Annotated in this window: 17 protein-coding genes; 11 read left to right on the forward strand and 6 right to left on the reverse strand. The window is 57.3% G+C overall.

The features are described from left to right. Positions 1 to 20 precede the first annotated feature (20 nt). The 10 genes from ACR0DH_RS09985 to yddG all read left to right on the forward strand — a co-directional run bounded on the left by ACR0DH_RS09985 (position 21) and on the right by yddG (position 8,100). Complete coding sequence (locus ACR0DH_RS09985; RefSeq protein ID WP_170535784.1) at positions 21 to 587, forward strand: TlpA disulfide reductase family protein; 567 nt, start codon at positions 21 to 23, stop codon at positions 585 to 587. A gap of 64 nt (positions 588 to 651) precedes the next feature. After that, the gene (locus tag ACR0DH_RS09990) at positions 652 to 1,017 is read left to right on the forward strand and encodes a hypothetical protein (protein WP_480544377.1); all 366 of its coding nucleotides are present in this window, start codon (positions 652 to 654) and stop codon (positions 1,015 to 1,017) included. 131 nt (positions 1,018 to 1,148) lie between these two features. Next, positions 1,149 to 1,535 carry a hypothetical protein gene (locus tag ACR0DH_RS09995; protein ID WP_480544378.1) on the forward strand — a complete coding sequence of 129 codons (387 nt, stop codon included), beginning with the start codon at positions 1,149 to 1,151 and terminating at the stop codon, positions 1,533 to 1,535. Then, a complete protein-coding gene (locus ACR0DH_RS10000) occupies positions 1,532 to 2,503 on the forward strand; it encodes a sterol desaturase family protein (protein ID WP_480548519.1) in 972 nt (323 codons plus the stop codon). Before ACR0DH_RS09995 ends, ACR0DH_RS10000 begins: the two co-directional genes overlap by 4 nt. A 96-nt stretch (positions 2,504 to 2,599) precedes the next feature. Next, entirely contained in the window at positions 2,600 to 2,788 is a 189-nt protein-coding gene (locus tag ACR0DH_RS10005) for a hypothetical protein (protein ID WP_480548517.1), read from the forward strand. Between the two features lie 89 nt (positions 2,789 to 2,877). Beyond that, on the forward strand, positions 2,878 to 3,711 hold the full coding sequence (locus ACR0DH_RS10010; protein ID WP_480548515.1) for an EAL domain-containing protein: 834 nt from the start codon (positions 2,878 to 2,880) through the stop codon (positions 3,709 to 3,711). Positions 3,712 to 3,903: 192 nt separating this feature from the next. Then, the gene (locus ACR0DH_RS10015; RefSeq protein ID WP_480548513.1) at positions 3,904 to 5,079 is read left to right on the forward strand and encodes an acetyl-CoA C-acetyltransferase; all 1,176 of its coding nucleotides are present in this window, start codon (positions 3,904 to 3,906) and stop codon (positions 5,077 to 5,079) included. 186 nt (positions 5,080 to 5,265) lie between these two features. Then, positions 5,266 to 5,988, forward strand: coding sequence for an acetoacetyl-CoA reductase (gene phbB, locus ACR0DH_RS10020; protein WP_353012069.1), 723 nt, complete (start codon positions 5,266 to 5,268; stop codon positions 5,986 to 5,988). Positions 5,989 to 6,289: 301 nt separating this feature from the next. Continuing rightward, entirely contained in the window at positions 6,290 to 7,237 is a 948-nt protein-coding gene (locus ACR0DH_RS10025) for a transcriptional regulator GcvA (protein ID WP_480548511.1), read from the forward strand. Then, a complete protein-coding gene (gene yddG / locus ACR0DH_RS10030; protein WP_480548509.1) occupies positions 7,234 to 8,100 on the forward strand; it encodes an aromatic amino acid exporter YddG in 867 nt (288 codons plus the stop codon). The genes ACR0DH_RS10025 and yddG overlap by 4 nt, the downstream gene beginning before the upstream one ends. On the opposite strand, the gene ACR0DH_RS10035 is transcribed toward yddG, so the two are convergent. The 3 genes from ACR0DH_RS10035 to ACR0DH_RS10045 all read right to left on the reverse strand — a co-directional run bounded on the left by ACR0DH_RS10035 (position 8,097) and on the right by ACR0DH_RS10045 (position 9,368). Continuing rightward, positions 8,097 to 8,261, reverse strand: a complete 165-nt coding sequence (locus tag ACR0DH_RS10035; RefSeq protein WP_083445267.1) for a YdcH family protein — start codon at positions 8,259 to 8,261, stop codon at positions 8,097 to 8,099. The two genes, yddG and ACR0DH_RS10035, sit on opposite strands and share 4 nt — an antisense overlap. A 115-nt stretch (positions 8,262 to 8,376) precedes the next feature. Beyond that, on the reverse strand, positions 8,377 to 9,156 hold the full coding sequence (locus ACR0DH_RS10040) for a tRNA1(Val) (adenine(37)-N6)-methyltransferase (protein ID WP_480548507.1): 780 nt from the start codon (positions 9,154 to 9,156) through the stop codon (positions 8,377 to 8,379). After that, positions 9,153 to 9,368 (reverse strand): putative signal transducing protein, encoded by a 216-nt coding sequence (locus ACR0DH_RS10045; protein WP_170387439.1) that lies wholly within the window; start codon positions 9,366 to 9,368, stop codon positions 9,153 to 9,155. Before ACR0DH_RS10045 ends, ACR0DH_RS10040 begins: the two co-directional genes overlap by 4 nt. Before the next feature lie 56 nt (positions 9,369 to 9,424). Between ACR0DH_RS10045 and ACR0DH_RS10050 the strand changes: the two genes are divergently transcribed. Next, a complete protein-coding gene (locus tag ACR0DH_RS10050; RefSeq protein ID WP_480548505.1) occupies positions 9,425 to 10,423 on the forward strand; it encodes a polyprenyl synthetase family protein in 999 nt (332 codons plus the stop codon). Here ACR0DH_RS10050 and ACR0DH_RS10055 read toward each other — a convergent pair. The 3 genes from ACR0DH_RS10055 to ACR0DH_RS10065 form a co-directional block, all read right to left on the reverse strand. Further along, positions 10,416 to 11,237 (reverse strand): 4-(cytidine 5'-diphospho)-2-C-methyl-D-erythritol kinase, encoded by an 822-nt coding sequence (locus tag ACR0DH_RS10055; protein ID WP_480548503.1) that lies wholly within the window; start codon positions 11,235 to 11,237, stop codon positions 10,416 to 10,418. The genes ACR0DH_RS10050 and ACR0DH_RS10055 overlap by 8 nt on opposite strands. Further along, complete coding sequence (locus ACR0DH_RS10060; protein WP_480548501.1) at positions 11,227 to 12,939, reverse strand: tetratricopeptide repeat protein; 1,713 nt, start codon at positions 12,937 to 12,939, stop codon at positions 11,227 to 11,229. The genes ACR0DH_RS10055 and ACR0DH_RS10060 overlap by 11 nt, the downstream gene beginning before the upstream one ends. A 104-nt stretch (positions 12,940 to 13,043) precedes the next feature. Further along, on the reverse strand, positions 13,044 to 14,690 hold the full coding sequence (locus ACR0DH_RS10065) for an electron transfer flavoprotein-ubiquinone oxidoreductase (RefSeq protein WP_480548499.1): 1,647 nt from the start codon (positions 14,688 to 14,690) through the stop codon (positions 13,044 to 13,046). Positions 14,691 to 14,723 lie beyond the last annotated feature (33 nt).

Here is a 14,723-nt window from a genome sequence, read left to right on the forward strand (position 1 = left end):
AAAGAAAACCCGGAGTTAATATGCGCCTGTTACGTCTGATCCCCCTTTATATGGCCCTAGCGCTGGGTGCAAACGCCGCTTTGGCAACCGATGCCGAGACATTGGGGCCGCTGCGCGAGGACAGCCTGAAGCGACTGATCCTGCATAAAGAGCCCAAACCGGTTGAAGCGGTTGAATTTGAGTTGGAAGATGATGGCGGCACGGCGTCTCTGGAGGACTATAAGGGCAAATACATCCTCCTGAACTTCTGGGCCACCTGGTGTGCCCCGTGCCGCAAGGAGATGCCCCAGATCGCTGAACTTCAAGAAGAGTTCGGCGGCGACAGGTTCGAGGTGCTGACGTTGGCCACCGGGCGCAACTCACCCGCCGGGATCAAAAAGTTCTTTGACGAGAACGGGATCGACAACCTGCCTCGCCATCAGGACCCCAAACAGGCCGTGGCGCGTGAGATGGGCGTGATTGGCCTGCCGATCACCGTGATACTTGATCCGGACGGCAATGAGATCGCGCGACTGATTGGTGATGCCGAATGGAACTCGGATAGCGCGAAGGCGATTATCTCGGCTCTCGTCAACGCTGAAAGCTGAGAAATTCTGCTCTAAACCGTTAGAATCATGATACTCTCTTGCCGTTTAATCAGGAGAGTATTTTATGAAGAGTATCGTAACACTTGCCGCTGCTACCTTTATTGCACTGGCGGCGGCGGTGGCAGCCGACGCCAAGGACATCAAAAAGCAGAAGCAATTCCTTGATGCAGTTGCTGGCAAAACGCTGACTGGGAACGGGGCGACCCTGGTCATTTCGGCCGACGGAAAACTGTCTGGTAAACTGGACGACGGTCGAAACGTTGCCGGGGCCTGGGTTTGGAACAAACGGTTCTGGTGCCGCAATCTGGTGGTTGGAAGCGATACGTTGCCGCAAGATTGCCAGACCGTTTCGCTGGACGGCAATCAGGTGACGTTCACCCGCAACAAAGGCAAGGGTGACTCTGGCGGGACTTACACGATCAGCAACTGATATAATTTTGACCCGATCGAGTTCTCGAGGGGCGCAACCACTGCGGCTGCGCCCCTTTGCCATTCCGCCTTACGCCACGCCACCTTTGACAGCTGCAAAGGCCGGCTGCACTCTGGCCGCGGGAGGACCAAATGCCGCTGGAAATTCTTCTGGTGCTGGTGGTCGGAGGAATCGCTGGTGTCACGCTGTTGCTGCACCTGACAGGCCGATCGCAATTGCGCGCGCTGACACAGGACAACACGCTTCAGGAATGGCTGCGCCATTTCCCGGACGATGACGTGATCGATCTGACAATCGCCCATGATGGCCACACTGCCCTGATCCGAACCACAAACAGCCCTGGTCTGATCTGGTCCTTTGGCACGGATACCGTCGCGCGGCACCTACTGGATTATGACCTGCTGGACCATCCCGACGGGTTCGAAATCCAGTTTCACGACTTTGCCACACCCAGATGCCTTGTTCGTCTGGACGAATTCGAACGCAGCCATTGGCGTAACCTGATGGAACCCACATGACCGACCAGATTACCTTTCCCGACGCCGTCCAATGGGCAGTTCCCTTTTTCATCGCCGCGATTCTGGCCGAGTTCTTGTGGATCGCTGTCAAAGGCCGGGGTGGCCGGTATGAGACTCGCGATGCGGTGACCTCATTGATCATGGGGGCCGGAAACATCGCTTCGGGCTTTCTGCTGGGGTTCATCGCCTATGCGTTCTTTATGTGGCTGTGGCAGATCACGCCACTTGATCTGGGCACCTCGATCCCTGTGATCGTCCTGTGCTTTGTGCTGGATGACCTGCGGTACTACTGGGTGCACCGGTTCGGTCATCGCATTCGCTGGGTCTGGGCCAGCCATGTGAACCATCACAGCTCACAGCACTACAACCTGACCACCGCTTTGCGGCAAACTTGGACCTATACGTTCACCTTCATGATGGTGGTCCGCGCACCTCTGATCCTGCTCGGCTTTCACCCGGCCATGGTCCTGTTTGTCGGCGGGTTGAACCTGATCTACCAGTTCTGGATCCATACCGAAGCCATCGGCAAAATGCCCCGCTGGTTCGAGGCTGTGATGAACACCCCCAGTCACCACCGGGCCCATCACGGCCGCAACGCGCGCTATCTGGATTGCAACTATGCAGGTGTTTTCATCATCTGGGACAAGATGTTCGGCACCTTTGTACCCGAACAAGAGGATGAGCGGGTCGACTACGGGCTGGTCCACAACATCGGAACCTTCAACCCGTTGCGCGTGGCCTTTCATGAATGGGTTGGCATCTGGCGCGACGCCACACAACCCGGCCTGACTTTGCGCCAAAGGCTGGCCTATTGTTTTGCACCACCCGGCTACAGTCATGATGGCAGCCGCGACAGCTCAGAGCAGATCAAACAAAAGCATCTGGCACGGCACCCCGAAGATCGCGGAACGCCCGGTTTCCAGCATCTTGGCGATGAATTGCCCAATCTGAAGGCAAAACAATTCTGAACTGCGCGTGATCATGCCTGTCTCAGCTTGAAATATCGGTTACGGGTGCCATATGGGGTCCATGGTTTGAGATAACGAGTGACCGGAGACCCGCACATGACCCGCTTGACTACCCTTTCGACATTGGTCGGTTTGCTGGGTCTGATGTTGGCTATGGTCGCTGCGATTGCCAGCGCTTTGGCCGGTTTGATCGCGTTGGGCTTTCTGATGATGCTTTTGGGCTTTACCGGAGCAGTGATCGGGGCCGCATCCTCTTTGGCGCGCGCCCAACACTCTGCCCGCTGAAAATTCACCCGCTTTAACCGCAGATTCACCTGTTTGCCCTGACATTGGGACCGAAACTCTATTCGGACATGTTCAGGGAACTGGCGCTTATGCGGGACAAGAAACTTGCAGATTTACCTGAAGGATCGGACAACCCGTTAAACTCGGCCATCTCGGCGCGGGATCGATCCGTGGTGAAAATGGCGACCGAAGCGGTGAAGCACAAACAGTGCAAGCTGGCCTTTCAGCCGGTTGTGCAGGCGCAATCGCCTGGTGGCATTGCCTTTTACGAAGGCTTTATCCGCGTGCTGGACGAAACCGGGCGTGTGATCCCGGCGCGAGAATTCATGCCGCAGGTGGAAAACACGCCTCTGGGGCGCGAGATTGATTGCATCGCGCTGGAACTTGGGTTGCAAACATTGGTGCGAAACCCCGACATACGCTTGTCGATTAACATGTCCGCGCGCTCAATCGGGTTTTCGCGCTGGGCAAAGGTACTGGATCGGTTTCTGAAACGGGACGAGAGCGTTGGTGAGCGGCTGATCCTGGAGATTTCGGAACAATCCGCCATGCAAGTGCCGGAACTTGTGATCGACCTGATGGATCGCCTGCAGGAACGCGGCATTGCCTTTGCGTTAGACGACTTTGGCGCCAGCGATTTTGGTCTGCGCCATTTTCGTGAGTTTCTGTTCGACGCCGCAAAGATCGATGGCCAGTTCATTCGAGGCATAAGTGAACAGCCCGACAATCAGGCACTGGTGCGCGCGTTGATCCTAGTCGCACAGGAATTCGAGATACTGGTGACTGCCGAATCGGTTGAAAATCAGGCTGACGCCGAGTTTCTGCGCAATAGCGGGGTCGACTGTTTGCAAGGTTTTCTGTTCGGAGCGCCCACAGTCGCCCCTCCTTGGAAGCAGGAAAACAAATCCAAAACAGGCTCTTAAGCAAAAATCGGCCCAGTCGTTTCAATCACTCAAACTGCTGAGACAAGCTGCCCGTTGCTGCATATGCAGCATTGCGATATGCCATAAAGCGCTGGAGCGGGGAACTTGGGGCGCTCTTGTTTTGTCAGAGACCTCTCTGCCACCTGCGCCGTCAGATTTCCCAAAGGACCTTGACGGTAAAGGACTGACTATATGACCAACGTAGTAATCGCATCCGCCGCACGCACGGGCGTGGGCAGCTTTAGCGGTTCGTTTGCGAACACCCCTGCACATGATCTGGGCGCTGCCGTTTTGGAAGCGGTCGTGGAACGCGCCGGAGTAGAAAAGGGCGAAGTAAGCGAAACCATCATGGGTCAGGTTCTGACCGCCGCACAGGGCCAGAACCCAGCCCGCCAAGCGCATATCAATGCCGGCTTGCCGCAGGAAAGCGCAGCTTGGGGCATCAACCAGGTCTGCGGCTCGGGCTTGCGCGCTGTGGCTCTGGGTGCGCAGCATATCCAACTGGGTGATGCGGACATCGTCGCCGCCGGTGGCCAGGAAAACATGACCCTGTCGCCCCACGCCGCCGCCCTGCGCGCCGGTCACAAGATGGGCGACATGAAATATATCGACACGATGATCCGCGACGGCTTGTGGGATGCTTTCAACGGCTACCATATGGGTCAAACCGCCGAGAACGTCGCCGAGAAATGGCAGATCAGCCGCGATCAACAGGACGAATTCGCCGTTGCCAGCCAGAACAAAGCCGAAGCTGCGCAGAAAGCAGGCAAGTTCTCGGATGAGATCGTGCCCTTCACTATCAAGACCCGCAAGGGTGACATCGTGATGGATAAGGATGAGTACATCCGCCACGGCGCCACCATGGAAGCGATGGCAAAACTGCGCCCAGCTTTCACCAAAGACGGTTCGGTCACCGCCGCCAACGCCTCGGGCCTGAATGACGGCGCGGCGGCGACTCTGCTGATGTCGGCCGAGAACGCCGAAAAGCGCGGGATTGAGCCTCTGGCGCGGATCGCATCCTACGCAACCGCCGGTCTGGACCCGTCGATCATGGGCGTTGGCCCGATCTACGCCTCGCGCAAAGCGCTGGAAAAAGCTGGCTGGTCGGTTGACGATCTGGATCTGGTTGAAGCTAACGAAGCCTTTGCCGCGCAGGCCTGTGCTGTGAACAAGGACATGGGTTGGGACCCGTCCATTGTGAACGTCAATGGCGGTGCGATCGCCATCGGCCACCCGATCGGTGCCTCGGGCTGCCGCGTTCTGAACACGTTACTGTTCGAAATGAAACGTCGCGATGCCAAGAAGGGTCTGGCGACCCTGTGCATCGGTGGCGGCATGGGTGTCGCCCTGTGTGTGGAGCGCGACTAAGTGCTTTGACAGCCAAATAGAAAAGGGCGTCCCACCGGCGCCCTTTTTTGTTACAATCGAAGCTTATCCGCTAGATGCGACAATATCGCCAGACAGAAAGCCCAAACTGCTACGAAACGATATTGCGCAACACTATCTCTCAGAGTAACAGAATTACCAAGACGACTAAATTTGGAGGATTCCTAAATGGCACGTACAGCACTCGTTACCGGCGGTTCCCGCGGCATCGGCGCAGCAATTTCCAAGGCGCTTAAGGCCGAAGGGTGCAATGTTGCAGCGACCTACGCAGGAAACGATGAAGCCGCAGCAAAATTCACCGAAGAAACCGGTATCGCCACCTACAAGTGGAACGTGGCCGACTATGACGAGTCCAAAGCGGGCATCGAAAAGGTCGAGGCCGAAGTCGGCCCCATCGATATCGTTGTGGCAAACGCGGGTATCACCCGCGACGCGCCGTTCCACAAAATGACGCCCGAGCAGTGGCATCAAGTGATCGATACCAACCTGACCGGTGTATTCAACACGGTCCACCCGGTTTGGCCTGGTATGCGCGAGCGCAAGTTCGGTCGTATCATTGTCATCAGCTCGATCAACGGTCAGAAGGGTCAGTTTGCGCAGGTGAACTATGCTGCAACCAAGGCGGGCGATCTGGGCATCGTGAAGTCTTTAGCCCAAGAAGGCGCACGCGCTGGTATCACCGCCAACGCGATCTGCCCCGGCTACATTGCCACCGAAATGGTTATGGCAGTGCCAGAGAAAGTCCGTGAATCCATCATCGGCCAGATCCCGGCAGGCCGCTTGGGTGAGCCAGAGGAAATCGCACGCTGTGTCGCATTCCTGGCCTCGGACGATTCTCAGTTCATCAATGGCTCGACCATCTCGGCCAACGGTGCTCAGTTCTTCGTCTGATCAGACTCAGTAGCAACAAAAACGGGCCGGTCCTTTTGGACCGGCCCTTCTTTATCCCGTAAGATCACGCGCGCTGTGATCAGCGGGAACCGGTTAACCACGCCCAAAGTTGGTGAATGACTTTGCTGCGTTCTTCATGGGCGCGACGGATCGCATCTTGAACAGACGGGTTGGTCGTCATCTCGATCATGGCATATCCTCCTGGCTAAAGATGAACTTGACTTGCTCTCAACATGGCGCTTGATTTCAAAACGTACAAACGAGAGTTTTCGACAGCTCAGGTAAGTAAATCTTAAGTGAAATGTCCGACCGACTGCCTCCTCTGACCGCTTTGCGCGCCTTTGATGCCGCCGCGCGCCATATGTCATTTGCGAAAGCGGCTGATGAGCTGAACGTAACGCCCGCTGCGCTGTCCTTTCAGATCAAATCGCTGGAGGAGCATCTGGGCTACCCCCTATTCCGACGTTTAAACCGCGCAGTGGAATTGACCGAAGCGGGCAAAGCACTTGCCCCAGGAACGGCCGAGGGGTTTACCACGCTCAAATCCGCATGGACCGCGACCCGCAGATTGCAGGACAATACAACGCTCACCGTTACAGCCGGACCGGCGCTAACGGCAAAATGGCTTGCCCCGCGCCTATATGATTTTGCGCGCGCACATCCAGAAATCGATCTGCGGTTTTCGGCCACCCTGCGCAATATGGATTTGGAACAGGATGATGTGGATGTTGCGATCCGCTTTGGATCTGGTCAGGACGAGGGGATGTATAGCCTGCCGGTGCGCAAGGAATGGCTGACGCCGGTCATGACACCCGAGCTGGCAGAGCAGTTTTCCACCCCCGAAAGCTTGCGTGATGCGCCCTTGATCCATGATGATTCAATCGCGTTTCTCAAACCACCAGCCGATTGGCCGACCTGGTTCAAGGCCGTTGGGATGGAGTTCACGCCAACACATGGCGCGCATTTCTCGAACGCGGATCACGCGATTGATGCTGCGGTGGCCGGGGTTGGTGTCGCCTTGGGGCGGCGCGCGATGATCATCAAAGACATGACCGAGGGGCGATTGATCGCCCCGTTCAAAACCGCCATCGAAACCAAGGGGCGGTTTCGGTTTCTGTGCCTGCCCGGTGCGGAAAACCGGCCACAGGTCGCCGCGTTCCGCGATTGGTTCGCGACCGAGATTGAAAAGACCGCCCATATCTCGGATGAGTTCACTATCATTCCCGTAGAAGACGTCTTAGCCAAATGACTAGAAACCGCGCCACTGCCACCGGATTCATCGCTGTTCTGCTGTGGGCCTTGCTGGCGCTATTCACCGTCGGCTCGGCCCCGACACCGCCCCTTTTGCTCAATGCCATATGTTTCAGTATCGGCGGTTCTCTGGGTTTGATCTGGACATGGCAATCCGGTGGGTTTTCCAAACTGCGCAGCATCAGTTGGAAAATCTATGCATTCGGCACTGTTGGTCTGTTCGGATACCACGCGCTCTATTTCTCGGCTCTGCGCATGGCCCCTGCGGCAGAGGCTGGGCTGATTGCCTATCTCTGGCCCCTCCTGATTGTCCTGTTTTCAGGACTTCTACCCGGCGAGCACCTGAGACCGGGCCATCTATTCGGGGCCTGCCTCGGCTTTGCCGGTGCCGCGCTGATCATCACTGGCGGTGGCAGCGCAGGCTTTCAGATTGACCACCTGCCGGGATACGCGCTGGCCTTCCTCTGTGCTCTGACATGGTCGGGGTATTCGGTGCTGTCCCGTAAACTGGGTGAAACGCCCACAAGCACTGTTGCTGTGTTCTGCGTGCTGACTGCCATCGCCTCGTGGGTGCTGCATTTCGCACTCGAAACCACCGTCTGGCCCGATACCGCCCTCAGTTGGGCCTCAACCTTTGCCTTGGGTCTGGGGCCTGTAGGGCTGGCGTTTTATGTTTGGGATATCGGGGTCAAACAGGGCGACATACAGATGCTGGGAACCAGCTCTTACGCCGCACCTTTGCTGTCTACTGTTGTGCTGGTTGGTGCCGGGATCGCCATGCCGACATGGACATTGGCGATCGCGGCGGTACTGATCACCGGCGGCGCTGTAATTGCGGCGCGCGCCAGCCTGACTGGCTAAGCTGACAGGCGTTCGATCTCTTCCTTGAGCTTAAGTTTCTGCTTTTTCAGCTGGGCGATATGGAGATCATCGATGCCTGGCGAGCGTTGGGCTTGTTCCACTTCTAGACCGAGAGATTCGTGCTTCTTCTTCAGTTCCGTCAGATGTGCGCTTACGCTCATGGCGATCCTCCTTGGTTACGTGTCTAAAAGTCACGTAAGAAGTTGAGCACATCGTTTCCACCCTGTCACGCTGCAGGCGCACAGAATCTGTAATAAATCCGACAAATTCGGCTGGTCATCGCCGAGAGGTATGAAACGGCCCCATGGCTGCACCATCCCTCAGCACGGCTGAAATCTCAGGGCTATAGCTTTCGCCATCCTGTTCGTGCCGATCCCCTTGATGCAGAATCAGCGGGGCGTGCAAACGGAATGCAGCGCGCCCGCCCTTACGGGCACGCAAAATGACCAGTTCGGCTTCACGCCCTGATCGCGCCGCCAAGGGCAGCACTTCGACCGAGCCCAGCTGGCCCTGGCAGGCCATCAGCATATCCGGCAGGCGGTCCGCTTTTTGGATCATGTGTAAATACCCGCGCGGCGCAAGGCGTTTGGTGGCCACATCGATCCAATTGGCCAATGGGGTCTGTTCGCCCAAGGCAACACTGCGCCCTGAATCATGGGCCGGACTATGGGCACCAGCACGGTAGTAGGGCGGGTTTGCGATCACATGATCAAACTGACGTTGTTTTAGCTCTGTCGGAAGTGCGCCTAGATCAGCGGTTGCAACCTCCAGCGTAATGGAATTGTCGGCGGCGTTGCGACGCGCCAAACCCGCATAGGGTGGTTGCAGCTCAACGCCGCACATTTGCAAACCCGGAACCCGTGCAGCAAGACAAAGAATGGCCGCCCCGGCCCCGCATCCAAGCTCGAGCACTGATTGGCCGCTGGTGGCCGGAACCGACGCGGCAAGTAAAACCGGATCGACCCCGGCGCGATACCCTTTGACAGGCTGCCACAAGTGCAGCTTGCCGCCCAAAAACGCATTTTGGCTTAGGTCTTTATCCTCGAAACGGGTCATCGTCCCAGCGGGATGTCATTATCGCGCATCACGCGTTCGGCACGGGTCAGATCATCCGCCCGAACCATCAGGCGACGAGGGAAGATTCCAATGCCGCCTTCGAGGATGCTCATATTTACGTCCATCTGAAAGCAGTCTATATCCTCGCCCTCAAGAAGAGCGGATGCAAAGGCCAGGATTGTCGGATCGGTGCTGCGCAATAGTTCTTTCATGGGGATGGATGTAAGGGCAAGGCATGGCAGAAGTCGAGCCTTGTATCAGGAGTGTGATGGACGTCAGCACAATCTCGAAACCGCATGAGCGGCTCGCTGAAATTCTGACCGGCGAAATGGAGGCGGTGAATACGCTGATCCGGACCCGGATGGCATCTGAGCACGCACCGCGCATCCCTGAAGTGACCGCACATCTGGTCGAAGCGGGTGGCAAACGTCTGCGCCCGATGCTGACATTGGCGGCAGCGCGTCTGTTTGGCTACACGGGCGAGCATCATGTGCGTCTGGCCGCGACGGTTGAATTTATTCACACTGCGACCCTGCTGCATGACGACGTGGTCGACGAAAGCGCCCAGCGGCGTGGGCGGCCCACAGCGAACCTTTTGTGGGACAACAAATCCAGCGTGCTGGTGGGCGACTATCTGTTTTCACGCAGTTTTCAGTTGATGGTAGAAACCGGATCGCTCCGTGTTCTGGATATTCTGGCCAATGCTTCGGCCACCATTGCCGAAGGCGAAGTGCTGCAAATGACCGCCGCCACCGATCTGGGCACGGATGAGGCCGTTTACTTGCAAGTCGTGCGCGGCAAGACAGCGGCGTTGTTCTCGGCAGCGACCGAAGTGGGCGGTGTGATCGCCGGTGCGACAGAACCACAGGTCGAGGCCCTGTTCGATTATGGCGATGCGCTGGGTATTGCCTTCCAGATTGCCGACGATCTGCTGGATTATCAGGGCGATAGCAAAGCGACCGGCAAGAACATTGGCGACGATTTCCGCGAACGGAAGCTGACCCTGCCGGTAATCAAGGCAGTGGCGCAGGCCACACCCGATGAGCGCGTGTTCTGGGAGCGCACGATCGAGAAAGGCCGGCAGCAAGATGGCGACCTGGATCATGCACTGAGCTTGATGGCCAAGTATCAGACGCTTGAAGCCACACGTCAGGATGCGTTGGGATGGGCCAACAAAGCCAAGGCGGCACTGGAGTTGCTGCCAGATCATGAGCTACGGACCCTGCTGCGCGACCTGGCGGACTACGTGGTGTCTCGGCTCAACTAAGCTGAGTGGCGCGGCACCACCAATCAGGGTGGGCTGCACCAATCTCATAGGCTGCAAAATGGGCCGCTTTCAGGGATGGATAGAGCGCAAAGCAGGTTGAGCCCGAGCCGGACATACGCGCCAGTAACACCTCCCGAGTCCCGGTCAATTCGTCCAGAACACGCCCAATCATTGGGGCGATGCTAATAGCAGGGCTTTGCAGGTCGTTTCGCTGATTGGACAACCAGAAGGCACAGTCAGCAACGCCCTCAAAAATCGGAATATCATCTGGCATCTGTGGGTTTTGACGCGATTCCATGACTTTGAACACAGCCCCTGTGGGCACTTCAACGCCGGGATTTACCAAAAGGGCAGGCAACTCAGGCAAGGTCATCGCAGTCACCTGCTCACCAATCCCTCGCATCCGCGCAGCCTTGGCCATTATGCAAACCGGGATGTCCGCCCCCAGAGAGACGGGGAGATCGGGTGGAATATCAATGTCCTGATCTTGCGAATGGCGTAACATCGCAGCAGCATCAGACGATCCGCCGCCAATGCCAGCACCGTGTGGTAGTGCCTTGTTCAGATCGATATGTCCGGTCCAACCAGTGGCTTCCGCCGCCTTCCAGACAAGGTTGCGCGCATCTGAGGGAACGCCAGCCGCGTGCTCTCCGCTAACGGAAATCGACAGATCGGGCCCCGGCGCAAACTCCAGTTGATCCCCGACATCTGCAAACGCCACGAGCGAATCCAACAGGTGATACCCGTCCTCCCGTTGGCCGGTAACATGCAGTGTGAGGTTTATCTTGGCGGGTGCGAAGCCCTTAGTTGCCATTGGCAACCTTCAAAGGATCGGAGCCTTCCTCGGCCAATACTGCATCCAGACCCACCTCGAGCTTGCGGCGGATGCGCTCAGGGTCAGCTTCGCCATCAATCTCTTCCGGGTCAATAAAGGACAATGCGCGTTTCCACTGGAACTCAGCCTCACGATCCCGGCCAACGGCCCAATAGACATCGCCCAGATGGTCATTGACCACCGGATCAACCGGCATCAGCGCAACAGCGCGTTCCATATGATCCACGGCTTCGTCATAGCGCCCAAGGCGGAACAGGACCCAACCCAGGCTGTCGACAATGTAACCGCTGTCCGGGCGCGCGGCGACGGCGCGTTCGATCATATCCAACGCCTCATCCAGTTTTTCGCGGCGTTCGACAAGCGAATAGCCCAGATAATTCAGAACTTGCGGCTGATCCGGGTTCAACTCCAGCGCCCGCCGAAAATCCGCTTCGGCCTGATCCCAGTTCTTCAACCGCTCATGCGAGATGCCGCGCGCGTAATGCAGGAACCAGTTCCCGCTTGACGCGGCGTCTGTCAGGGCGATTGCACTGTCATAGGACGCTACTGCGGCCGCATAGTTTTCCTGTTGCCGCTGGATATCCGCAAGTGCCACGTGAACGCTGGGCAGATTGGGTTTTTTTGCCGAAAGATTCTGTAGCACTTCGATGGCGGCATCTGTTTTGCCTGACCGGCTGAGCACCTCGGCCCGACCCAGCTCAGCGGCATGGTGATCATTGCTGTCAGCTGGAACCTTTCGATAGGTATCGACGGCCAGATCATATTGCTTCAATTCATCCAGAAGCTCTGCGCTCAGCAAGATTGCATCTACATGATCGGGGCGCAGGAAGCTTGCGACGCGAGTGTACAGCAGTACATAGTCAGGCGTCGCTTCGGTGTTCAGCACCGCAGCGACCGAGAAAAAGATCTCGGCCATGCCATCCTGAGCGGATCGAACATGGGTAAAGGGCAGTGTTTCACCAGCATTCAACTGGCTGACATAATCTTCAATCGAAGGGTCACTGCCCGCCGCAAAGACGGTTTCCAAGAACGCCAGCGCATCGGCGTTTCGGTCAAGCTGCGACAGAACCTCAGTCCGCGCCATCGCTGCGCGGCGCGAGAATTGGGCAATCGCACCATCATTTTCCGCAAAGATCGCCTCGGCCCCCTCAAAGTCACCGATCGAGGCCAGTGCCATTGCCTTGTGATACAGCGCAAATTCGCGCAGCCCATCCTGGGTGGATACAGTGTCGAACTGCTCGATCGCTTTGGTCAATTCACCCTGACCAAGATGGGCCCAGGCGATCATCAGCCCGTCTACCAGCGGGCCAACACCCTTTGTTTCGGGGTCGCGCGCCAAAAGCTCTGCCAGTTTGTCATTCGCAATCAGATTGGCGGCGACCACCATTCTGGCGGCCTGGCTGGGTAGTTCAGCCTCTTCAATCGTTTGCGCGATGGGCAAGGCGCGCTCGATCTCTCCCAGCGCCAGTCGTGCCACCACAACACTTTCCAACAAAAGTGCGTTCTGAGGGTCAAACTTCAGCGCCTGCGCATAGTATTGCTCGGCTGCTGTATAGTCGCTTTCATAAATCGCCTGACGACCAGCCAGATAGGCCCCTGCCCCTGTATCCGCAGACACTGGCACACTGACCGTCGAAAAAAGCAGCGCGGCCAATACCGCGCGATGCACAAGGGAAATCACCTAAATCCTGCCCTGCTAACATAGACTGACCGATAAGCTAGGGCCTTGGCTGGCAAGAGGCAATGGCAGAGCCTTCACGACCCTGCCAGTGCACCGGTTTTCGCCTACATATTGGGATAGTTCGGGCCATCCCCACCCTGCGGTGTGGTCCAGGTGATGTTCTGGCTGGGGTCCTTGATATCACAGGTTTTGCAGTGGACGCAGTTCTGAAAGTTGATCACGAATCGCGGGCCGTTTTCGTCTTCGACCACCTCATACACACCTGCCGGGCAGTAGCGCTGCGCCGGTTCGTCGAACTGAGGCAGGTTGACCTTTACCGGAACCTCTGGATCAGACAGGTGCAAATGGCAGGGTTGACTTTCCTCGTGGTTGGTCATCGCGAATGACACGTTGGTCAGACGATCAAAAGACAGCACACCGTCGGGTTTGGGATAGTCAATCGGCTCGTGCTTGCTGGCATCCTCGGTCGCCTCAGCATCGTTTTTACCGTGACCGATGGTGCCGAACAGGGAAAAGCCCAGCGTATTGGTCCACATGTCCAAACCACCCAGCATCAGAGAGGCGGTCAGGCCCCATTTCGACCAGATCGGCTTGACGTTGCGAACCTTCTTGAGGTCGCTGCCGATGGGGCCGCTGCGCACTTCGGTCTCATAATCTGTCAGCTCATCACCAGACCGCTCGGCCTTGATGGCTTCATAGGCAGCCTCGGCTGCGGCCTTACCCGACAGCATGGCGTTATGGTTGCCCTTGATGCGCGGCACGTTGACCATGCCTGCCGAGCAGCCCAGAAGCGCCACACCCGGCGCGACCAGCTTCGGCATCGACTGGAACCCGCCTTCAGTGATTGCCCGTGCGCCATATGCCACGCGCTTGCCGCCTTTCAGCAGGTCAGCAACGACCGGGTGATGTTTGAAGCGCTGGAATTCCATGTAGGGGTACAGATGCGGGTTTTTATAGTTCAGGTGAACCACAAAGCCGACATAGACCTGATTGTTTTCAAGGTGATAGATGAACGATCCACCGCCCGCGTTGCTACCCAGCGGCCAGCCCATGGTGTGCGTGACACTTCCTTCCTTGTGCTTGGAAGGATCGACCTCCCAAATCTCCTTCATGCCAACGCCGTATTTCTGCGGCTCTTTGCCAGCAGACAGGTCGTATTTGGCAATGATTTCTTTGGACAGCGACCCGCGCACACCTTCCGACAGGAAGACATATTTGCCGTGCAATTCCATGCCAGGCTCGGTGTTTGGACCGTAAGAGCCATCGGCTTCCAGGCCAAAGACACCTGCGACCACGCCTTTGACTTCGCCGTTCTCGCCATAGACAAGCTCCGAACATGCCATGCCAGGGAAGACTTCCACGCCCAGCTCTTCAGCCTGCTCGGCCATCCAGCGGCAGACATTGCCCATCGAGACAATGTAGTTGCCGTGGTTGTTCATCAGCGGCGGCATTGGGAAGTTGGGGATACGGATCTGACCCGCCTCTCCCAGCATATAGAAGTTGTCTTCGTTGACCGGTGTGTTCAGCGGCGCGCCTTTTTCCTTCCAATCGGGGATCAGCGCATCCAGACCACAGGGATCAAGCACCGCGCCTGACAGGATATGCGCGCCGACTTCGGACCCCTTTTCCAGAACCACAACGTTCAGATCCGCATCCAGCTGTTTTAGACGGATGGCCGCCGACAGGCCCGCAGGACCTGCGCCCACGATCACCACGTCATATTCCATCGCTTCGCGTTCAATATCGGCCATCGCGGGCTCCTTAGCTAACTTTCCGAATTGGCG

This window comes from Ruegeria sp. I1 (assembly GCF_056532675.1).